This is a genomic window from Paenibacillus sp. VT-400 (genome assembly GCF_001029205.1).
Lineage (GTDB): Bacteria > Bacillota > Bacilli > Paenibacillales > Paenibacillaceae > Paenibacillus > Paenibacillus amylolyticus.
This window is the reverse complement of record NZ_LELF01000067.1, coordinates 2,040,929-2,062,454: the sequence shown is the minus strand read 5'-3', so window position 1 is coordinate 2,062,454 and position 21,526 is coordinate 2,040,929. Positions and strand designations below refer to the sequence as shown.

The window sequence follows — 21,526 nt, the reverse complement described above, 5'->3', positions numbered from 1 at the left end:
AAAACTATCCTCCGAGAGAATAGTTTTAATTTTAATAGATCAACCTGGTGAGCAGTTTCTCGATTTCAGCATCCTGTAACAGTTGGTCACCGTATTTTTTGGTAATCTGAGTAAGGGCAACATCATGGTAGAAATAATCAGTCATCGCTTTGACAATCGGTTTGGACATCGTCTTGATCGCTCGCCATGAATCATGCTCCACACCGGCAAACAGCAAATACGCATGATCCACAATAAGCAGCTGTGAAGGTTCTGGCGCATCAAGCAATGGAATCAACGAGTATATCCGGTTTAAGGATGTCTCCATTCCCCCAACGGCAAGCACTTCAACGTACACGCCCTGCTTTTCCTTCTGCTCCAGCAGTTCACGATATTTCTCCATACGCTCATTCCAGGCCAGAAAAAGAATTGATGAATCTGCTTCCTCGATAAGCTGTTCGATATTTGATGCGATGGACGACTCATCTTTTAACGTCCAGATATGCTCATCTGTAAATGTACGTTTGATTTTGTAACTCTTCAATTCCTCAATATCTTTCTCAAAATCAGCCTTGATCTTATGAATGATGGACTGAAGATCCACAGCCATATATAGTTTCTTCTTCCCATCCATCGTTGTCAGCACCGTTCCCTTGTCGATCAGGCGATTAAGTACTTCATAAATTTTGGCTTTGGGAACGTTGGAGTAATTTACAATCGATGTGGCATCAAGCGGTTCATCCTGCGCGAATATAGCCTCGTATACCTGACTTTCATATTGTGTAAACCCGAATTTCTGCAACATGGTTTGGATCGGCGCATCCCTTCTTAGTGTGTCTGGTCTATCTAGTTTAGACGCATGAACTTCCCATGTCCAGTATGTCCCAACTGACCTAGGAATGTGGAATCAGAATTAAATTTAGCGATGTCACCAAAATAAAATCACTTTCCAGTGGTTATATTAACAATCGGGAATACACATTTTGCTTGTGGAAGGAGCTGTAATTTTAAATGGAAAGTACTCAAGATTTTGTGAAGAAAGTTAACGAAAATGCCGAAAAAGCGCGTCACAATAAAAACAACGGCAAGGGAACGCCAGGGGACAAGTTGCCATCCAAACAGCACTCAACGAATAAGTAGAGTCTATTTATTAAACATCATGTCTTCCGTCTAACACCCTTTCCTCTACTTTTCATCTACTATTAAGAACCTTTAATAGAAAAGAGATGATTAGTATGGCTCGTGTCAATGCTGTTCCACAACCGGATCTGGTATTAATCTACTGGTCTAGAAATCCGCTCATTCCCGGTTCTGCGCGCAGAATCCAAAGTGTACGCGTGATTGGTAATACGTCTCCATGTACATTCACACTGGTACCAGGTGCACGGCTGATCAATGCACTGAACTGCTTGCTGGACAATGATATTGGATTCAAAGTGGTATACCGCTACAAAACGTCAGAAATCAGCGGAGTTCTGTTATTGAAACGCAAATGATCAGCATCAAAAAATGGTGCCTCCCTAGAGAGCGCACCATTTTTTCATTTTTCATTCTTGGATTATATCAATTAATCCTTTTATGGGTTAGCTGCGATGGTATCATTCACTTCTTGTGTGATCTGATCCCCGCCAAGTTTCTTCCAATTGGCTACAAAGTTATCAAACTCGTCAATCGACAAGTTACCATAGATGATTTTCAGAAATGTCTCGGCTCTCAGTTTATCCAGTGTAGCTTGCTTCGTATTCATTGTTCTCGTCGGTGCATAGATGAATTCATTCATGACAATGAGGTCATTATCTCGATAATATTTAATCACACCTTGTGAACTCTCTGGGCCAAAGATACGCTCCATATGCCACTTGTCGAGATTCCCATTCCTATAATCCATAATATCGTCATAGAACAGCTTCGCTTCAAGTTCCAATCCGGACGTATCTCCTGTTTTGAGCGCCTGCTCTACTTCATCCTGTGCCTTCACATTTTTGTTGGCTGGCAGGTTGGAGACCGTTGCATTATGAAAACCAAGACCTGTCAGTCCATTCAAATAAGCAGCCCGTTCTTCCTTGGCAGACTCACCGAACATTTTTTCAGCCTGGAAATTAAGAAGTTTAATCAACGCTTCTGGATGCTCGTATCCTTTACGAACGGCAAATATACCGCCCAGACTAAGATGATTCTGTGTTTTGGCTGGTTGATCATCAATCGATTGAACCGGGTAAGCCATCCAGTCGATGTTCTTGTCTTTTTTAATCATGCTGCTAACCTGAAAAGGTGCCCATTGTGGCAGGAAAAACATGCCTGATTTGCCCGCATTCACATCCTCCATCATTTTAGCAAAATCCTTCACGCCAAATTCGGGATCAAGCACACCCTTCTGATACAGAGTCTGAAGCTCACGTAATCCTTCTTTCACTTCGGGTTGGATCGTCCCATTCACGACTTGACCTGAATCATCCTTAATCCAGGTTTCGAGATAACCATGATAACCGAGCAAGAACGCGTTTATAGGTAAATCCTTGTTCAGGGCAATGCCGTACGTATCATCTTTGCCATTTCCGTCTGGATCTTCGAAGGTAAAGGCTTCCGCAATCTGGATGACATCCTGCATGGATTTGGGCGCTTCAAGACCAACCTTTTTCAGCCAATCCTGACGAATCCAGATCATATCTGAGGAATCCAGCGAGCCTGGGAAACTCACCATGGCGTATATTTTGCCATCCTTCGTTACCGGCTTCAGACCTGCTCCATCTTCAGCAGACATGAACTCCTTCACCAGTTCGGATGCATACTTGTCATATACTTCGGTCAGATCCTCCAACATTCCCGCTTCATGCAGTTGTTCGAATTGAACAGCACTCACTTTCAGTACATCCGGCAGATCACCACTCGCCAGCGTGACATTCATCTTATCGTTATAACTGGCATCTGGAACAATCCATTCGTACGTTACATCAATACCAAGTTCATCCTTGTACCCTCTGGTCCAGATGTTATTGGCGTGTGTATCTCCTTGGGCGAGCGATTCTTTCCCCGTTTCATTCATGGTGGACGTCAATTTAATGGGTGGGTCATATTTTGTAAGTGGTCCTCCCGCATCCTGCTGTGTGTTCGGCTCAGCTTCCTTTTCGGCACTTCCCGCACCGGATGAACAGGCAGCAAGTGTAGTGGCCAGTACCATGGTTAATGTTAATAATGAGAACTTCTTGAATGATATATTCATGCGAATCCCCCTTTTTTCTCCTCCCGTGAGGTATAATTTCATTTTATAAAGAAAGCGCTATCACTTCGAGTGTATCCCGTTGACATCTGGTATCTTTGATTTACCATTTGAGATATCATCTAACTTTTCTGATCCCGATACTCTTGAGGGGTGCAGCCTGTCGCTTTTTTGAAGAAACGATAAAAATAATGCTGATCACTAAATCCAACTTTCGCCGATATTTCATGCATCTTGCAGGAAGAACCCAGAAGCAACTCTTTGCTTCGCTCCACTCTGCGGTCATGGATGTAGTCGGATATGCCTTTGCCGGTAATCCGTTTATACCAACGCGACAGATAAGAAGGGTTAAGCGAGACTTCCTGTGCGATCCGTGTGAGTGAAAGGTCATCCTCCAGATGGTGCTTGATATAATGATGGATCGTGATCAGAATCTGTGATTGGTCGTTCATGCGGGCATCGCTTCGTTTGGAAATCATCCATTCGTATGCCGATTGATAAAAGATGACCAGATCGGTCCATGCGGTATGAATATCAAAATGTAACATTCGAGACAGCGATATTTCTTCCATTGCCGATTCATATAACCCCAGTTCATGCAGGACTTCAATGAGTACACTCGCTGCACCCGTATATGTTTTCATGCGAAAGAATGGATCTGGAAGTCCCTCCTTCGCCGCCTCGGTCCATTTATGGAAGGAGTCTATCCATTCCCGATCACCAGCGGTTATTCGCTGTTTGATCTGATCCAGATGCAGTGTTACAACACCCTGTTGGTTCATAATGCTAGGGGTGTAAGGCAATTCATCCTGGATATTTACACGCAGCAGCTTCTCCATCCCAAGCCCCGGACTCTCATGAATCGACAGGCGTAACTGCCCGATTGCCTGATTAACCCTGCTCCACTCTACCGCCTGCTCGCTGACCATGATGGATACAGACAGGTTCAAGCAGTCCGCACAGGATTGCTGCACAGACTCCAAAGTGCCATAGACAAAACGAAGGCAGTTATCCAGCTGACTCCCTCGTTCCCCTTGTGTATCAGATACGTGTGACGGATATGTCTCTTGCGATTGAATAAAACACGCGATGACCTGAGTGTCCAGATCAATCGCCCTCACCTTAGCCTTGTCTTGCAGCAGCTCCTCCGCAACATTGGCAACGGCATAGCGGATGAGACTGCGATCCGCCTGAGATTGATAGTTGTTCCACTCCTCTACCCGGATGATCACAGGAATAACGAGTTGATCGGATTCGAAAGGTAACTGCACAGCATCCAGCTCTTCTTGAAGTGAAACAATATCATGTCTATCCGTTCGCTTAAGCACATCCAGCAGCAATTGACGCTGTAACTGGGGCAGCGCTCTAGGTAATTTACTGCGAAACCAGGCAGCTTGGTAGCGAAAATCATTCTCTTCCGAGATCTGTGTTAATGCCCGTTCTACTGCAACCCGAATATGATTCATGCCCTCTGTCTTTAACAGGTAATCAACAACACACGGATTTCGAATGGCTTGATGTGCATAATCGAATTCGTTATGACCTGTCAGCAAGAGAACTTTGCATCGTGGCCACCGGTCCATAATCTGCTCAATCAACTGCATGCCATCCATGCCAGGCATACAGATATCACTGAGTACAATATCAATCTTGACCGAGTTCAGCCAATCGATGGCTTCATAGGCAGAGTATGCTTTAATAATCTCCATATCCTGAAAGTTCGCCTTTTGAAAGAAAGCATACAGTCCATCCAAAATAACGGGTTCATCATCTACAATAAGCATCCGTTGCATAACGCTACTCCCCTTTCCATGGAATCTTCACTATAATGCACAACCCACCGAGCTCACTTCGCTGCGCTGTAAGACCATAGGCAGCCCCGAATTTGATTCTTAATCGCTGATTCACATTCATGAGCCCGGTTATCTCTTCGTTTCCATGTTTCCGTTCTGTTTCCTCGAAGGCAAATTGCAGGTAATTTAAGGTTTTGTCTGATAACTGATCCCCATCATCCTCAATACGAATGGACAAGTAACCCTGCTCCTGTTGGTATGAAAGTTGTAGAATGCCTCCCTGGCTACGTTTGGCTAGTGCATGCTCAAACACATTTTCCACGATCGGCTGGATAATAACTCTGGGAATCGAAATCATTTTGTACCTCGCATCCAGATCCTCCAATTCCAACTGAATCCTCGAACCAAACCGGATTTTCTGAATGGATGCATAGACAAGCGCATGGTCAATTTCAGCCCCCAACGATACCTCTGTATGAGAATCCCGAGACATGTACTTGAAATATTGACCCAGATAGTCGGTGAATTCCTGAATGAGCTCCACATTCTCCACCTCAGCCATCTGCTTGATGCTGAACAGACTGTTGTATAAAAAGTGAGGTTGAATCTGGGATTGTAGATGTTTAAGTTCCGCTTCACTTGTTCGAATCCGTGCAACATAATTCTCATCGATCAAAATATGTAAGCGCTCTATCATATGGTTGAACCGGGAGTACAAATAGCCGAATTCATCCCTTCTGGATGAAGGAATATGTACGCTTGTCTGGCCCTGCTCTGCCATCCTGAATCCTCGAATGAGTACCGCTAACGGTTGGTGAATCGATCTGTAGATCGAAAACGAGAAGACAATAATAATCACAACCGACATGAAGGTGACCATCCATAACCATACGTTGTATTGTTCCAGCGGTGCCCTCAGCACATCTTGCGGTATAGTGGCTGTCAGCGTGAACGAGTGATCCTTATCATGTAATGAATAATAGAGATATGGATCGGATTGAAACTTCGTAACTTGCATGGACTCGGACGGTTCAGGCAATACGGATCGGATTGATTCCATCGGTGCAGACTGCTCGGATGAGGAAATCACCACATGTTGCTGTTCACCAAAACTCAGTGTAATCTCACTTTCGCCCGTTTCCGATAGCTGCTGCAAACGATGTTTCAGTTCTTCAGCAGACAAGCGTATCCCTAATATGAAATTGGGTGGTTCCTCATGGTTCATGTTATATGGATTACTTTTCAGAAAATAGAGATCGTTATTGGAATGTGATAATTCGCCATTTAGATTCCCCATCGTGGCGAGCAGATTCTGCCACTCGTTATCCTCTACGTCCCGAATCCCGTCCGCAGCACTGACCCGTTTGTGCAGAGCAGGAACATAGTACACCACATCACTAATGTAGGGACTTGTCACCATGATCTGACCCAGCTTATTGTGGATATTGTTCAGACTGGACGTGACTTCATACCTGCTCATAATCGCGGCTCGTGTACTTAGTGTGGACATGGTTTCATCAAATGAAAATTCGGTAACCAGCGCACTCATTCGTTCCAATTCGAATTGCAGATGATTATGGTAGAAGTACAATTTGGACTCATGTGCCTTCTCCACCTCCGTCTGCATTTGTTTGGAGCTAAGTTGCGTAATCATAATGCTTATCCCATACAAGGGTAGAATGACCAGTACAAAAGCAATCATCAGTTTGACAACAATGGATGACTCTCTCCATCTCCCCCGGATGAATCGCAATATTCCCCTCCTCCTCTCCTCACGCTCTCTCCTCAATAGCAAAAAAGGAGCCCGAAATCGGCTCCTTCCATCGATCGGTTTTCCTCCTATCGATCTTATCCCTTTACACTTCCAACGACAAGACCATGAACGAAATACCGCTGCAGGAACGGATACACAAGCAGGATCGGAATAACGGACAAAAAGATCTGGGAAGCTTGGGTTGTTCTATCCGATACCTGACTTAAGAGCGTTGCATCCTCCAGCGTCATCATCTCACTCTGAATCATCGTCACATGCTGTAACATGGACTGAAGATATGTAGCCAGCGGATAACCTTCCGGACTCTTCATATAGATCATGCCATCAAACCAGGCGTTCCAGTGTCCCACCATGGCGAACAGCGTAATGGTCGCGATACTTGGCAGAGAGATCGGAAGATAAATGCTGCATAGGGTGCGAAAATGTCCCGCCCCATCCATCCAGGAAGCTTCTTCAAGTTCCTTCGGTAATCCCCGGAAGAAATTAAGCATTAAAAGTACATTGAAGATCGGAACGGCACCCGGCAGAATCAGAGCCCAGATGGAATCCAGCAACCCCGCTTCCTTAACCACCAGATAACCAGGGATCAATCCTCCACTGAATAACATGGTGAATACGAATATCCAGGCATAGAACGTTCTTGAACGGAATTTGGCAGCCTCTTTGGAGAGCGGATAAGCTACGAGAATGGTGAAGATCAGATTGGTTGTAACCCCCAGTACTACACGAAGAAGGCTGGTGCCGAATGAGTTCAGGAATTGCTGATTTTCCAGAATGTATTGATAGGAGGACAATGTGAAATCCACAGGCCAGAATGTGACACTGCCCGCTTTGACCGCATCACTCGAACTAAATGAAATCGCTAATATATTCACAATCGGGAACAGGCATAACAAGGCAAGAATCGTCAGGATGACGTAGTTAAACCCTAGGAACCACCGATAGGCTCTTGAAGCGTGGTGCATGATTCTGCCTCCTTTCTAGAATATCCGATAATTCGCGAACCGATAGGCCAAGAAATAACCAAGTCCGATAAAAATGAAAGACACGACAGATTTGATCAGACCCAGTGCTGTCGATACGGAATACTGTGCATCCTGCAATCCGATCCGGTAGATCATCGTATCCAAGATATCTCCTGATTCATATACCAATGGATTATAGAGGTTGAACACTTGGTCAAAGCCACCGTTAAGTACATTTCCCAGACTAAGCGTTACCATCAAAATCACGATCGGGCGAATGCCTGGAAGTGTGATATGCCATGTCTGTTTCCATCTTCCCGCACCATCCATAACAGAGGCCTCATACAGAGATTTATCAATATTCGTGAGGGCAGCCAGATAGATAATGGTTCCGAATCCGAATTCTTTCCATTGGTCTGTAATGACAAGTATGTAAGGGAACCACTCGTTACTGGCCAGGAATTGAATCGGGTCAATGCCCACGGCTTTCAACAACATATTAACGATCCCGGTGCTTGGAGATAACACATCTACGATGATTCCCGCCAGAATAACCCAGGAGAAAAAGTGAGGCATATAGATCACGGTCTGAATTGTTCGTTTAAATCCTGTCTTGCGAACCTCGTTGAGCAATAAGGCTACAAGTACCGGAATCACCAAGCCGGACACAATTTTCATCGTTGATATAAATACCGTATTCCATACAACCTGCGAGAACCCCGGCAGATCGAACAGGTACCTGAAATTGTCCAAACCCACCCAATTCATGTTTTTGAATCCGGCAATGGGAGAGAAATTCTGAAAGGCAATAGACAGCCCCGCCATCGGAATGTAACCGAATACAATAATAATGAGCAGTCCAGGCAGAATCATGAGATGAAGCGGAACGTTTCGGATAAATTGTTTGTAGTTGGAACGCATAAGCTGACTCCTCCTTCAACGTTTATTATAGGAGCAGCCAGATCACCGCAATAGTGTGGGCTATTTACTTTGGGTATCTTTTGTTGACCCTCTCCCCTGGAACGCCAAAAAACCGCGATATCCGCGGTCTCTTGTTCACGATATGAATTTAATTTAGAATATCCATAACTAATACATTCACTGAATGAGCCGTTAAGTTAACCACCACCGATGTATCGGACAGTGTGATCTCCTGTTCTTGGGGAGCCACTTTCTCATCATGCTTCTGATTCACATTCGGAATATGCACCAAATGATCTTCTCCAGTAAGCGTGATCAGTCTGGCTGAAGCATTAACTTTCAGATCCTGAAGGCAAATCCGGGTTGATTTATCCACACCATCTGCATTGACCAGCTTCACATACACATGCCGTGCATCCTTCGTAACGGAGTGGAATACTTCCCGGTTGTAAGCTTCCAGCTTGTAATCCAGAACCTTGCTGGTATTACGTCCGTCTGTATAGGAGCAAACCAGATTTTTTCCTGTATCCCCACCATAGTTAACCGTGATTGTATAATCGGTTCCATTCTCGAGTGGTTCATAGTTGGTCGCTCTCAGGTTACCTGCTGCCGAACTGGATGAATAGTCTCCCAGTGTATAACCCTCAATCCCTTGTTTGTACACCTTTACGCCTGTTGCGTTCCCCCCGTAACTGATTGCGTACTCAATGACATCCTTGTTCTCGGGCGAGATATCCGTCAGTCCCACGCCGATGTAAAAACCATCTTCACCTGAAATTCTTTCAGCCTCAACGTGAACTTGGTAGTTGGTCCATTCGTCATTCAGCAGATACAATCCATTCAATCCACTTGATTGTGCCTTCAAAATGAGTCCTTTCCCTTCGGTTAACGTATATCCTTCCGATCCAGGAATCTGTCTCCATGCGTCACTAGGCTCTGTACGTTCCCTGAAATCTTCATCTAGCAGTATCGTTCCATCCACATTGGACGTCACCGTGACTCGTTTCACCACGATGTCTGCATGACCTGTTGCAATTTCGATACCGCCACGAGGAATGAGATACAACGGTTTGCCTTTGCTATAGGTGGAGAATGAAGTCTCAAGAACCTGATCCCCTACATATTTTGCAAAAAGCTGCTGTACATAATAATTCGGTGTATACCATACTGTTTCATCATCAAACCAGATGCAGTCTGGCGTCCAGCGGTAAGTACCATCCGTTAGTACTTTGTTGAACAATGGCGCATAGGCAGCCAAACGAACAACGTCTGCATTATTTTCAAATCCAGTCATGATCGCAGCTTCTGCAACCGCTCCTGCCAGCGTGTTTTTGTCCGTGGAAGCATATTCTCCCACAAATACTTTGGATGTTTCTTTCCAATCGATACTTCCGTCTTCAAGATAGGCCCGGTCATAGTAGTTGTACCGATCCGCGTTATTCAGCAAATATTCATTGGAGCGGTAGTAGTGCTCATCTGCAATGGTGTCCATGTAATTGTCCTGATTCTCATACCAGGTTACGGTCTCCTCAATCACCTCAGCACCATCTGCAAAAGCAACCTGAGCTGACCCGGTGAGGTTCCCACTAAGGAATTTCCATCCTTCCTGGTACGCATCATCATCCGCCTGAGCACCAACCGTCGAGATAATGTGCAGCTCATGATCAGGATAGTTCTGTTTCATGTAGTCATCTATCGAACGTTTGAATACTTCAAAGTTGGCAAAAAATTCAGTGCCCCAGTTCTCATTGCCTACGCCCAGATAACGAAGATCAAACGGTTCAGGATGGCCCATCTGGCTTCGTACAGCCGCCCATTCGTTGTGTTCAAAGTCTGTACTGAGCGCAAAGTCAATCAGATCTGTAAAGTTGCGGATATAATAATCCCTTAAAGCGCCACCCGCAGGGTGAGCATAATCCGAGCGTGCCTGACACAACACACCGCAAGCCATGACTGGAACCGGAGCGGCATTCAGATCTTCCGCCAGTTGGAAGTACTCCATATAACCGAGGCCCATCGTCATCATGTAACCCCAGACATTGTAATTTTCTTTGCGGAGCTCAACCGGACCCACAGAATCCTTCCAGTCATATACGTTATCCCAGATAAAAGATCCCTCCGAGATACATCCTCCCGGAAAACGCAGGAACTTCGGATGCAGATCTGCGAGTGCCTGGATTAGATCTTTTCTCAATCGATAGTTCGGGTTACCTGTGTAGTTAGCATGTGCCGTAGCCGATATTCCCTCTTCTGTCGGATCAGCTCCCCATACATTCTGAGGGACTAGGGACACCATATCGATGGAGATGTCACCTGCAAACATAAGTGCCAGTTGACCAAGTACAGTCTCCGTTCCGATCAGAGACAAACCGTATTTCTTCCATGTGTTCCCGCCTTCAACATGCAGCGTTACCGAATCACTGATGGAAGTGTCACTTCCATCCTGCAATTGAACAGTGATCGTTCCTGCCGATTCTGCTTTTGCCCATACGGTAAAATCATATGATTCACCCTGCTTGATGGACATGGCACAATGCTGGTTGGAGTCTGAGAATCCACGATTCCGAATCGTAGCCCCATCCTGAACCGTTACATAATAAGCATTTACTTCAGGGTCTTCCACGTTAAAGTGAACGTTTAGTCCATCCGTATGCTGTACGCGCATTTTCTCGGTGTCGCCTGACCAGGCAAACAAAGGTTCACGATTTCGTCCTGTCGAACAGCCACATTCTCCAGAGTCATGCGAGTATGTATCAAATGCAAAAGACTCAAATGATCGATTCTGAACAAGCTCTGCATAGATTCCGCCATCTGCCGCGTTGTTAATATCCTCATAGAAAAGCCCATACATGACTTCACTGATGTCAGCCACCTTCTGATCTCCATGGATGGTGACCGTATAAGGCGGGAGATGGGCTGGCACAACAGACACGTCAAAGCTTTGGCTCAGCTTACGATCACCTCTGTTCAGAAGCGCACGGAGCGTAACCTCTTGTGCTGATGTGATCACCTGAACCTCTCCGTTCTCAGACAGAACTTCTGGAGCACTGGAGCTCCATTCAACAGACACTTTACCACCCAGCAAGTCTGCGGGTAATGATACATTCTTGGTGATGATTCGGTTGGGGAAGGACAAGTACTTGTCCGCCGCAAGCTTCACAATCGCTTCATCTGTCAGTGATTCACACATCACTTCAATGACTTCATCCATGGTGAGCGCTGCCCCATAGATCCGAAAGTCGGATAACGAACCTGCAAAGTCCACATCCGCTGCATACTGGGAACGTCCAATATAATTCTGACTATAATTCTCAGGATCGGTGAACGAATCAAACCATTCGCGCAATTTGGCATAATTGCCGCTCGACGTCTGACTGATCGAGCCGTCTGCGGCCTTCTCCCCGTTCACATACACAATTGGACCCGCACTGCTCAACGTTCCCCCTTGGCTACCTGCCACGGAGAGCGCAATATGCAGCCATTCTCCACTTGCAACTCCTCCACTTGGGTGGACAACCAGATTATCGCCGGCATATAACGTTCCCAAGAGCTGACGTGTCAGAAACAAATACGGCCCCTTCTCCCCTTTACCAAAGTCAAAAATGCGTTCCCACACATTAGCCCCCTTGCCCAGAAACACCCATGTGGCAATCGTGATTCCCGTGTTATCGCTTACATCACGAAGCAGATTCGAGGGTAATTGCAGATAAGAAGTTCCATTCGCTCCCCCGTTGAAAGTCACCGCCGTTCTGCCTTTCAACTCGGATATCACAGGCGGGATCTCGCCTTTGGCTATACCATCATGTCCCTTACCGGAGCTATCCTTCCCGATCTTAACGGTATCTTCAAACGAGTATTGTGCAATTAATTGATTTCGATATGTGCTCATGTTCTTCTTACCTCCTATGTAGTTGGGAATTGTCGGTTCACGCTTTTGATTCGTATTAATATAAAATGATTGATAAATATTTAAATACATTTCTTAAACGTAATAATATCGCATCATCGCTCCCCATTTCAATCCTAAATTTGAGAAAGACAACTGGTTTATTTGAATGTAATGACCTTTATTGGCTCTTCCCGTCTCTCTTTATTTATTCATTTTAGTCTTATAAACATTACATTTATGGTTTACAAACATATAAATCAATTGATAATATAACAAATGAAAGCGCTTGATATAATGAAATACTCAAAGGAGGTCTGCGGAACCTTTTATCGTGTGTTGCCAAGTATCGGTTGATTTTTCATTCCGGGAAATAGGAAAGGGGAAACGTATGAAACGTTATTGGGTTCGCGTACTTAACATTTCTGTACTAAGCACCACTTTACTTACTGCAACAACTTTGGCACCGGTCTCGGTGTTCGCAAATGGTTCAGGGGCAACCGTGGGTAACTCGCAGAGTTCCACCACACCTATCGCTAATCCTGCTCCAACATTTAAAAATGTTTCTGTTCATGACCCTTCTGTCATTAAGGTGAATGATACGTTTTATATTTTTGGTTCGCACCTGCAAGTAGCTAAGTCCAAAGACTTTTTGAACTGGAATCTGGTCGCCTCCGGCGTTACAGATAACAATCCTGTTGTCCCCAATGTAACCAAGGAATTCGCTGAAGCGCTGGAATGGGCGCAGACAGATACGTTATGGGCAGCAGATGTCATTCAATTGGCGGACGGCAAATTTTATATGTACTACAATGCTTGTAAAGGGGACTCTCCGCGATCAGCGCTCGGCATTGCTGTCGCAGACAATATCGAAGGCCCTTATAAGGATCAAGGCATTCTGTTGAAATCCGGCATGTGGGATCAGATTAGTGAGGATGGTACCATTTACGATGCAACGATTCATCCCAATGTGGTCGATCCAGATGTCTTTTATGATAAAAACGGCAAGTTATGGATGGTGTATGGCTCGTATTCAGGGGGGATTTTCATTTTGGAGATGGATGCAACGACAGGCAAACCGCTGCCAAATCAAGGTTATGGCAAAAAGCTGACCGGAGGCAATCATAGTCGTATTGAAGCCCCTTATATGCTCTACAGTCCAGAAACCGATTATTATTATCTGTACCTGTCTTACGGTGGACTAGGTTCTGATGGAGGATACAACATTCGTGTTGCTCGCTCCCAAACACCGGATGGACCTTTCCTCGATGCGGAAGGAAACGATATGATCAACGTTAAAGCGGACAAGGATAAACCGTTGTTTGATGATCGTTCTATTGAGCCTTTTGGAGTCAAATTAATGGGGAACTTCCTGTTCGAGAGACAGATCGGTGATCCGGGCACAGGCCTAGGTAGCGGCTATGTATCGCCAGGGCATAACTCTGCTTATGTTGATCCCGAGACTGGCAAACAATCTCTCATCTTCCATACCCGCTTTCCAGAGCGTGGCGAAGAACATGAAGTTCGCGTACACGAGATGCATATGAATGCAGATGGTTGGCCCGTTGTTTCTCCGTATCGCTATGCGGCCTTGGGAGAAGATACAACGCAACTGACAACTCAGGAGATCGCTGGTCAGTACCAATGGGTGAATCATGGTAAGGACATCACGGCGGACATCAAGCCATCCCAGACCGTTCAGTTCACGGCAGATGGGCAGATTCATGGTGCCGTGACAGGAACATGGAGTCTTGGCGCAGACAACAAGGTTCAGATCACATCGAATAACGTTGTGTACAAAGGCGTTTTCACACATGAATGGAATTCGGAATCTCAAAGTACGGTTCTGACCTTTAGCGCGCTCTCATCCTCCGGAATTGCCATCTGGGGAAGTCAAGGTGTTGAACGGAGTGATCAGGACATTGTAGATGCGGTGAAAAAGGACCTGAGCATTAGCAATACGGATCACGTGTTCTTCAATCTGTCTCTGCCTACCAAGGGAACAAGTGATGCAGACATTACGTGGAAAAGCTCCAACACTTCGGCTCTATCCTCTACAGGTGTAGTGCAGCGACCACGCGCTGGTAAGGGTGATGCCAAAGTGAAATTAACCGCAACGATTCGTAAAGGAACTGCGGTAAACTCCAAAACGTTTAACGTTATCATTCCACAGCAAGCGGTAAGCCCGTTGCTCGGGGAGTATACTTTTGAACACAAAAAACTTGCCAAAGTCGCACAGGATTCCAGTAAAAATGGATATCACGGACAAGCCTTTAACGTGGTCAGTTCTGCTGCAAGTGGCAAAAATCAGGCTGCTACATTCAATGGGGTAGACAGTTACATTCAGTTACCTGGACTCATTACAGATACAACGGATTTCACATTTAGCGCCTGGGTCAATTGGGACGGTGGCGGGTCCTGGCAGCGTATTTTCGACTTTGGAAATGGCTTGACTAGACATATGTTCCTTACTCCCTCCCAACATAATGGGGCATTACAATTTACCATTCATAATGAGGGACGGGATCAGAGCCTGATTGCAGCAAAACCACTGCCTTCCAAAGAGTGGGTTCATGTCGCTGTAACCCTTCAGGGTGATGTGGGCACTCTATATGTGAATGGTACATCGGTTGCAAGCAGCTCTGAGATTACTTTTAACCCGAAAGATCTGCAGGTAACGGAAGCTTATGTAGGCAAGAGTCGTTATACGTCTGATCCGTTCTACAAAGGCAGCTTGGATAATGTAAAAGTGTATGATAAAGCATTAACAGCCAAGGAAATACAGCGTCAGGCCAAAGAAAAACCATAAGTTAGAGTCCTATCATAGGCGTTGGACTCCATAGCGAACAAACCTATAAAGCAGCCAACGTAATAAACTGCACCCATCTGTTAGAGACGACTAACAGCGGTGTTGCAGTTTGTTACATCAGGCTGCTTTATTTTCACTTCGAATAATGTATGACCATGCTTAACTTGATAGCCGAAGCTCCATGATTAATATAGGCATGGGGCCTGTCTGCTCGGAAACGGATTGACTCCCCTTGGTTCACTGCATATTCCTCCGTCCCTACCCGAATCGTAACTTCCCCTTCAAAGACCGTAATAAATTCTTCCGTACCTTCGATATGCGGTTCAGCATTCAACTCAGACTTAGGGTCCATTTCCATCATGTACATTTCAAAGCGGCGTCCTTCTTCAAAAGGAAAATGCGGATAAATCCGAACCCTTCCCTCATCCTCCATCAATACTTGAATATCATCCCCCGTTACAACGGTTGTATCTGACTTCGGCTCGTGAATCAAAGCAGTAAAGGAAGTTTTCAGGCCATTAGCAATCTTCCATACGGTTGCAATGGATGGATTGGATTCACCACGTTCAATCTGACCAAGCATGGTCTTGCTAATACCAGACATTTCGGCGACCTTGTCCAGACTGAGTTTTCTTTGTTCCCTAAGCTGTTTCAGGTTCTGAGCAAGAATACTATTAATGTTTTTCAAAAATCCATCCTCCTCATTTCATAATTTTGTTGTGCTATATAACGTACATATTGTACAATGATAAAGACCGTACGCTATAACGTACATTTGAGGTCATTATATCACACAACTAAGAAGACGTGGAGGAACCATGAACATTATACCTTTAGTGACCTATGCAATCATCGCTTCATTTACACCCGGACCCAACAACATCATTTCCATGACGCATGCCAGAAATCAGGGGTTCCGCAAGACCCTTCCGTTTATTAGTGGAGTCGCAGCCGGCTGCCTGCTAATTATGTTTCTGTCCAGTTATTTCAACCTTATTCTTCATCAATATATTCCTAGGATCAAACCCGTCTTAAACGTGTTAGGATGTGTGTACATGCTCTATCTGGCGCTCAAAATCATGCGAAGTAAACCTGCAGATGCGCAAGAAAACAAGGTCAATCATTATTCATTTCTATTTGGGTTCACCCTGCAATTCATCAATCCCAAAGTCATTCTGTATGGACTTACTGCCATATCCGTTTTTGTTCTGCCTCTTGGGCAGTCCCATGTACAATTAATTGTATTTTCCTTGCTGCTCACCTTCATTGGTATTAGTGCCAATATGACCTGGGCGTTTGGTGGCATGTTATTCCAGAGCTTTTTATTAAGATACGAGCGTCCTGTTAATATCGTCATGGGTATGTTGTTAATTTACAGTGCACTATCAATCCTGATGTAAAGTGTAATAGAAAAAGCGTCCACTCATTCAATGAGCTGAACGCTTTTATTTTTTTATCCTGATTCCGGTCTCCACCATGGATGTGTAGGATAATCCTCCGTATGAAGCACAACCTTCTCGCCGATTTTGGGAGTTGCAATCTTAACGTTCAAAGCATGTGCAGCCTTCGTGATTCGTTCAACCGGTTCATTCCAGGCATGATAGGCCAGCGTAAATGCGGCCCAATGAATCGGGATAAGCAACTTACCTCCTACATCCAAATGCGCTTGCACCGTTTCTTCCGGCATCATGTGAATATTGGACCAACGCTCGTCATATTGCCCGCATTCCATCAACGTCAGGTCAAATGGACCATATTTACTGCCAATCTCCTTAAAATGAGGACCATATCCGCTATCCCCACTAAAGAACACCTTCGTATGTTGTCCAGCGATAACCCACGAACACCATAAGGTAGAATTACGGTCGAATAATCCTCTGCCCGAGAAATGTCTTGCTGGCGTACAAGCCAATGTTAAACCTTTGAATGATAACTCATCCCACCAGTTATGCTCGGTAATCTGTTCCGAAGGCACACCCAGTTGAATCAGACGACGACGTACCCCAAGCGGTACGATAAATCGCTTGGTTTTATCCTTCAATCTGCGGATGGAGTTATAATCCAGATGATCATAATGGTCATGCGATATAATGATTGCATCTAGCGCTGGAAAATCTTCCGGTTGAATTGGTAGATTGGTGCTGTAACGTTTGGTACCCACCCAAGACACGGGGGATGGGCGATTGCCCAGCATCGGATCAAAGAGCAGTCTGTGCCCTTCAATTTCAAGCAAAAAAGCTGAATGTCCGAACCATGTAACCTGTGGATTATCGGATGCACTGAAGGTTTCAGCGGGTTCACATATCTCCATAGGCATTACGCCCGCTGGCCTCCGCTCTACATTGCCACGCATTGAATCTCTCAATATACTGATCAGGGATTTGAAGTTCATGCCTGCCGATGTCGGGAGCTGATTTTCGTATTTTGTCATTATACATACCTTCTGTTCTATATAATCAATCTAGGTTCAATATTTGGAAGAGAACTATTCATATCGTAGCTATATATTAATTGATTGGCCGTTGATATACAATTTTCACTAGAATACGCCCATTCCCCATGACCGAAGAAACTCAATTAAGATAGAATTAAGACTCTGTTTTCTCTCCTATAAGATTGGGCATATATGATAGAGAAAATACATGGAGAGTATGTGAGAGAACATGAAGAAATGGCGTAAAAGATTAGTTAAGTTTTTGATATTTGACCTGGCGATAGTTCTGTTGCTTCTGGGTACTGGCGTGATCTACCAACAAGTGGGTTTAAGGCAGGATGCCAAAACACTCGTCCCCCCTGGTAAGCTGTACGAAGTCCATGGAGACAATATGCATCTATATACTGGTGGAGAAGGCGATGTAACAGTCGTACTCGCCTCTGGCTGGGGGACCGCTAATCCCTATGTAGATTATTATCCATTATATGAAAAGCTTGCTCCCAACACAAAATTCGCTGTATATGACCGATTTGGCTATGGATATAGCGATCAGACCGATAAGAAACGTGATGTCGATACCGTAGCTGAAGAATTACACGAGTTGTTGCAGGTATCTGGACAGAAGCCACCTTATGTATTGGTTGGACATTCACTCGGCTCGCTGGAAACCATCCGTTTCGCACAAAAATACCCTGATCTCGTCAAGGGTATCGTTATGATTGATGGCGGAAGCCCCGAATATTATTCGAATGACGATGACTCTTTGGCAGACACAATTGGTGGTTTTGCGAATAAATTACGTATCCAAACCGGACTATTCCGCCTCTCCATGCAATCTGACATGGTTGTCGAAACTTCCAATGCCAATCGTAATGAACTGAAACTTGTACCCGATGATCTGAAAAAATTGGATACAACTGCGCTGTTGCACAACTATGGTAATGTGAACACGTTGGATGAATTACGTGAAATAGCTGCCAATGCCAAAGTGGTTGTAGATCACAAACAAACCTTACCGTTTCCACTCACCATACTGACGGCTGATTACCTTGGTGCAAGTGAACCCGAATGGGATAAATCACAAGTAGAATTCAAATCCTGGTCAGATGAACCTAAACAGGTAACTATTAAAGATACCGATCATTACATCCATCAATATCGCCCTGACCTCGTTGCGGATGAGATATTGGCCCTGGTGAAGAAGTAACGTACACCCTGCTAAAGTAAGGCTATGTTATATCATAAAAGAAACCCCAAAGATTCTCTAATATCTTTGGGGTTTTAAGTATGAGATTTATTGTGCTATCGCCAGTCTTGGCCGTTGGGACCTGAAATCGCTGAAAGCTTGTTCGATCTCTAATGAAGTCAACTGGTGACGATAAAAGTACTGTTCCATCCCCTCCATTTCGGTACGATCTCCATTGTAGATGTTATCAATTTTCCGAATGACCTGGTTATATAAGCTCTCACGTCTGGCGTTCACAGGCTCACACAACCATAAGTTCGTTCTTTTCACATCACCTGTCTTGGTCCAGAGCAGATTCTCATAACGGATGACATCCCAGTCCCAATATCCAGCATGAATCTGCTGAAGTTCCGTCGTAAACATATCGTATATCAAGTTGGGAGGAATGTGTCCATAGGTTACACGGTACTCTTTCAGTTTGAATGCTTCAATCCACTCTGTCAGGGTGTACTCACCTGGTGAATACGCATACAATTTTGGTGCATAAGGATTACTCTGCAATGCCCTAAGTGCCTCACTTTCCATCTCCCCATCCAATCTTGCACGTGAAGCATATACCTTAAGACAATAGTCTTGCAATCTATATACAACCGAGCGATTACTGATAAGCGAAGCCTGTAGAGTGAGATGGCCGTTTTTTTCGTAGTTCAACAGCATCTTTTCAATGTTATTACCAATGGGATTGATGATGATCATAATGAAGTCTCCTTGATTAAAAATAAAATATAAACCGTTTTCGAATTGGTTAAAAATTGTACTATTACATTCTATATTACCCTTTTATATTAGTATGAACATATACAATTTTGCCGGAACATGAAGTATTTGCTCTGAAATTCATTCTTTGAACCACCGTATTCCGGCTACATTTTTACTCTAAAGGCTGTAACCCGTTTCACGTCAACTTCAAAAAAGATAGAATAAATACGTAAAAAAGCGATGCTTCCCTAAAGTTAAGGATACATCGCTCTTATACAATATCTAATTATTATTGTTAGTTAATGGATTAATGCATAGGACCTTGTTGTCCTGGCGTTGATCCTACTTTGACCCGTTTCACAAAGAGTGAAGTAATCAGACCGATAATCGACAGAACTAATGCGAATACAAACGCATTCTGTACACCTGACGTGAAACCTGCCAGTTGATTTTCTGGACTTTCCGGGTTCGCTACTCCGCTCAAAAAGCGGGATTGTCCTGCGCTCAGTATACTTACCGCAACAGCCGTACCGATCGCTCCGGATACCTGTTGCAACGTATTCATGATGGCAGTACCGTGAGGATAATACTCACGTGGCAATTGGTTCAGACCATTCGTTTGTGCAGGCATCATAATCATGGAGATTCCGACCATCATGAACACATGCAGCGTAATGATTTTTGCCAGTGTTGTTGTAGGTGTAATTCCAGTGTACATGAAGAGTACAACCGTTACGACAGCCAGACCAATAATCACAAGCCACTTCGGACCAAACTTGTCAAACAGTCGGCCCATGACCGGAGACAGTAAACCATTCAGCAGACTACCCGGCAATAGAACCAGTCCGGCAGTTAACGCTGTAACGGCCATACCTTGTTGCAGATACATTGGCAGGATCAGCATGGATGACAGCATCATCATCATACAGATGAATATCAGGATCAAGCCAATCGTAAACATCGGATATTTGAACGCTCGCAAATCCATCATTGGCTGTTTCATTCTCAACTGACGGATACTGAATAACAGCAAGGACAACACACCAATAACGAGAGTGGCAACAACGACCGGACTCGTCCAGCCTCCGCCAGTTTCTCCATGTCCCCCTGCACTACTGAAGCCGTATACGATACCACCAAAACCAAGGGTAGAAAGGATAATGGACAGTACGTCAATTTTGGGCTTGGTCAATTTCGAAATATTCGGCAAGAACAACAAGCCGCATACCAGTGAGATAATGAAGAACGGCAAGGAGATCCAGAAAATCCAATGCCAGCTCAGATTAGCCAGAATCAGACCGGAGATACTCGGACCACTTGCTGGTGCAAACATGATAACCAAACCAATCAATCCCATGGCAGCACCACGTTTTTCAATCGGGAAAATAACCAATATGGTGTTAAACATCAGTGGCAACAATAGCGCTGTACCTATCGCCTGCAGTACCCGTGCCACCAACAGAATTTCGAAGCTAGGTGCAAGTGCAGCAACAAATGTTCCTGCAATCGAGAAAATCAAAGATGTTGTAAACAACTGTCTTGTGGTAAACCACTGCAACAGCATACCGGATACCGGTACCAGGATTCCCAACACAAGCAAGTAACCTGTAGTTAACCATTGAATCGTTGTAGGACCTACTTCCAGTAGAGCCATAAGTGGCGTCAATGCCACGTTTAATGCCGTTTCTCCAAACAGACCAATAAAGCCGCTCAGCAGCATCGCGAACAAAATCGGAAATACCTTGTATTGCTTTGTTTCTTGTTGATTCTGTGCAGAATCAGCCTTCATGGAAACCTCCACGA

Annotated in this window: 16 protein-coding genes; 5 read left to right on the top strand and 11 right to left on the bottom strand. The window is 44.7% G+C overall.

Annotated elements, in window-relative coordinates; all coding sequences use genetic code 11:
* Positions 1–31 precede the first annotated feature (31 nt).
* Positions 32–784, bottom strand: coding sequence for a TrmB family transcriptional regulator (locus EL84_RS19850; protein ID WP_036670754.1), 753 nt, complete (start codon positions 782–784; stop codon positions 32–34).
* A gap of 206 nt (positions 785–990) precedes the next feature.
* On the opposite strand from EL84_RS19850, the gene EL84_RS31395 reads away from it, so the two are divergent.
* On the top strand, positions 991–1,119 hold the full coding sequence (locus tag EL84_RS31395; protein ID WP_047842809.1) for a DUF4023 family protein: 129 nt from the start codon (positions 991–993) through the stop codon (positions 1,117–1,119).
* A 95-nt stretch (positions 1,120–1,214) separates the two neighbouring features.
* Positions 1,215–1,475: a hypothetical protein gene (locus tag EL84_RS19840; protein ID WP_047842808.1), complete on the top strand. Its 261-nt coding sequence runs from the start codon at positions 1,215–1,217 to the stop codon at positions 1,473–1,475.
* Between the two features lie 80 nt (positions 1,476–1,555).
* Here EL84_RS19840 and EL84_RS19835 read toward each other — a convergent pair whose 3' ends face one another.
* From EL84_RS19835 to EL84_RS19810, 6 genes are all read right to left on the bottom strand, one after another.
* Positions 1,556–3,199 carry an extracellular solute-binding protein gene (locus EL84_RS19835; RefSeq protein WP_047842807.1) on the bottom strand — a complete coding sequence of 548 codons (1,644 nt, stop codon included), beginning with the start codon at positions 3,197–3,199 and terminating at the stop codon, positions 1,556–1,558.
* Between the two features lie 119 nt (positions 3,200–3,318).
* Complete coding sequence (locus tag EL84_RS19830) at positions 3,319–4,989, bottom strand: response regulator (protein ID WP_047842806.1); 1,671 nt, start codon at positions 4,987–4,989, stop codon at positions 3,319–3,321.
* A 4-nt stretch (positions 4,990–4,993) separates the two neighbouring features.
* Entirely contained in the window at positions 4,994–6,742 is a 1,749-nt protein-coding gene (locus tag EL84_RS19825; protein WP_235431555.1) for a sensor histidine kinase, read from the bottom strand.
* 95 nt (positions 6,743–6,837) lie between these two features.
* Positions 6,838–7,728 carry a carbohydrate ABC transporter permease gene (locus EL84_RS19820; protein WP_047842805.1) on the bottom strand — a complete coding sequence of 297 codons (891 nt, stop codon included), beginning with the start codon at positions 7,726–7,728 and terminating at the stop codon, positions 6,838–6,840.
* A gap of 15 nt (positions 7,729–7,743) precedes the next feature.
* Positions 7,744–8,649 (bottom strand): ABC transporter permease, encoded by a 906-nt coding sequence (locus EL84_RS19815; protein WP_047842804.1) that lies wholly within the window; start codon positions 8,647–8,649, stop codon positions 7,744–7,746.
* A gap of 148 nt (positions 8,650–8,797) precedes the next feature.
* Positions 8,798–12,538, bottom strand: a complete 3,741-nt coding sequence (locus EL84_RS19810; RefSeq protein ID WP_047842803.1) for an alpha-L-arabinofuranosidase C-terminal domain-containing protein — start codon at positions 12,536–12,538, stop codon at positions 8,798–8,800.
* A gap of 388 nt (positions 12,539–12,926) precedes the next feature.
* Between EL84_RS19810 and EL84_RS19805 the strand changes: the two genes are divergently transcribed.
* The gene (locus EL84_RS19805) at positions 12,927–15,344 is read left to right on the top strand and encodes a family 43 glycosylhydrolase (RefSeq protein ID WP_047842802.1); all 2,418 of its coding nucleotides are present in this window, start codon (positions 12,927–12,929) and stop codon (positions 15,342–15,344) included.
* Positions 15,345–15,477: 133 nt separating this feature from the next.
* Here EL84_RS19805 and EL84_RS19800 read toward each other — a convergent pair whose 3' ends face one another.
* Positions 15,478–16,032, bottom strand: coding sequence for a helix-turn-helix domain-containing protein (locus EL84_RS19800; protein WP_047842801.1), 555 nt, complete (start codon positions 16,030–16,032; stop codon positions 15,478–15,480).
* A 130-nt stretch (positions 16,033–16,162) separates the two neighbouring features.
* Between EL84_RS19800 and EL84_RS19795 the strand changes: the two genes are divergently transcribed.
* Complete coding sequence (locus EL84_RS19795; RefSeq protein WP_047842800.1) at positions 16,163–16,744, top strand: LysE family transporter; 582 nt, start codon at positions 16,163–16,165, stop codon at positions 16,742–16,744.
* 53 nt (positions 16,745–16,797) lie between these two features.
* On the opposite strand, the gene EL84_RS19790 is transcribed toward EL84_RS19795, so the two are convergent.
* Positions 16,798–17,775: an MBL fold metallo-hydrolase gene (locus EL84_RS19790; protein ID WP_047842799.1), complete on the bottom strand. Its 978-nt coding sequence runs from the start codon at positions 17,773–17,775 to the stop codon at positions 16,798–16,800.
* Positions 17,776–18,007: 232 nt separating this feature from the next.
* Between EL84_RS19790 and EL84_RS19785 the strand changes: the two genes are divergently transcribed.
* Positions 18,008–18,985, top strand: coding sequence for an alpha/beta fold hydrolase (locus EL84_RS19785; protein WP_047842798.1), 978 nt, complete (start codon positions 18,008–18,010; stop codon positions 18,983–18,985).
* Positions 18,986–19,072: 87 nt separating this feature from the next.
* On the opposite strand, the gene EL84_RS19780 is transcribed toward EL84_RS19785, so the two are convergent.
* Entirely contained in the window at positions 19,073–19,720 is a 648-nt protein-coding gene (locus EL84_RS19780; RefSeq protein WP_047842797.1) for a hypothetical protein, read from the bottom strand.
* Between the two features lie 310 nt (positions 19,721–20,030).
* A complete protein-coding gene (locus EL84_RS19775; RefSeq protein WP_047844296.1) occupies positions 20,031–21,512 on the bottom strand; it encodes a DHA2 family efflux MFS transporter permease subunit in 1,482 nt (493 codons plus the stop codon).
* Positions 21,513–21,526: the final 14 nt, after the last annotated feature.

What these genes read in the sequence shown, in the direction of transcription:
- EL84_RS19820 (WP_047842805.1), bottom strand. Translation starts at nt 7,728, where the DNA reads ATGCACCACGCTTCAAGAGCCTATCGGTGGTTCCTAGGGTTTAACTAC.
- EL84_RS19815 (WP_047842804.1), bottom strand. Translation starts at nt 8,649, where the DNA reads ATGCGTTCCAACTACAAACAATTTATCCGAAACGTTCCGCTTCATCTC.
- EL84_RS19785 (WP_047842798.1), top strand. Translation starts at nt 18,008, where the DNA reads ATGAAGAAATGGCGTAAAAGATTAGTTAAGTTTTTGATATTTGACCTG.
- EL84_RS19775 (WP_047844296.1), bottom strand. Translation starts at nt 21,512, where the DNA reads ATGAAGGCTGATTCTGCACAGAATCAACAAGAAACAAAGCAATACAAG.
- EL84_RS31395 (WP_047842809.1), top strand. Translation starts at nt 991, where the DNA reads ATGGAAAGTACTCAAGATTTTGTGAAGAAAGTTAACGAAAATGCCGAA.
- EL84_RS19805 (WP_047842802.1), top strand. Translation starts at nt 12,927, where the DNA reads ATGAAACGTTATTGGGTTCGCGTACTTAACATTTCTGTACTAAGCACC.
- EL84_RS19840 (WP_047842808.1), top strand. Translation starts at nt 1,215, where the DNA reads ATGGCTCGTGTCAATGCTGTTCCACAACCGGATCTGGTATTAATCTAC.
- EL84_RS19780 (WP_047842797.1), bottom strand. Translation starts at nt 19,720, where the DNA reads ATGATCATCATCAATCCCATTGGTAATAACATTGAAAAGATGCTGTTG.
- EL84_RS19850 (WP_036670754.1), bottom strand. Translation starts at nt 784, where the DNA reads ATGTTGCAGAAATTCGGGTTTACACAATATGAAAGTCAGGTATACGAG.
- EL84_RS19810 (WP_047842803.1), bottom strand. Translation starts at nt 12,538, where the DNA reads ATGAGCACATATCGAAATCAATTAATTGCACAATACTCGTTTGAAGAT.
- EL84_RS19835 (WP_047842807.1), bottom strand. Translation starts at nt 3,199, where the DNA reads ATGAATATATCATTCAAGAAGTTCTCATTATTAACATTAACCATGGTA.
- EL84_RS19830 (WP_047842806.1), bottom strand. Translation starts at nt 4,989, where the DNA reads ATGCAACGGATGCTTATTGTAGATGATGAACCCGTTATTTTGGATGGA.
- EL84_RS19790 (WP_047842799.1), bottom strand. Translation starts at nt 17,775, where the DNA reads ATGACAAAATACGAAAATCAGCTCCCGACATCGGCAGGCATGAACTTC.
- EL84_RS19795 (WP_047842800.1), top strand. Translation starts at nt 16,163, where the DNA reads ATGAACATTATACCTTTAGTGACCTATGCAATCATCGCTTCATTTACA.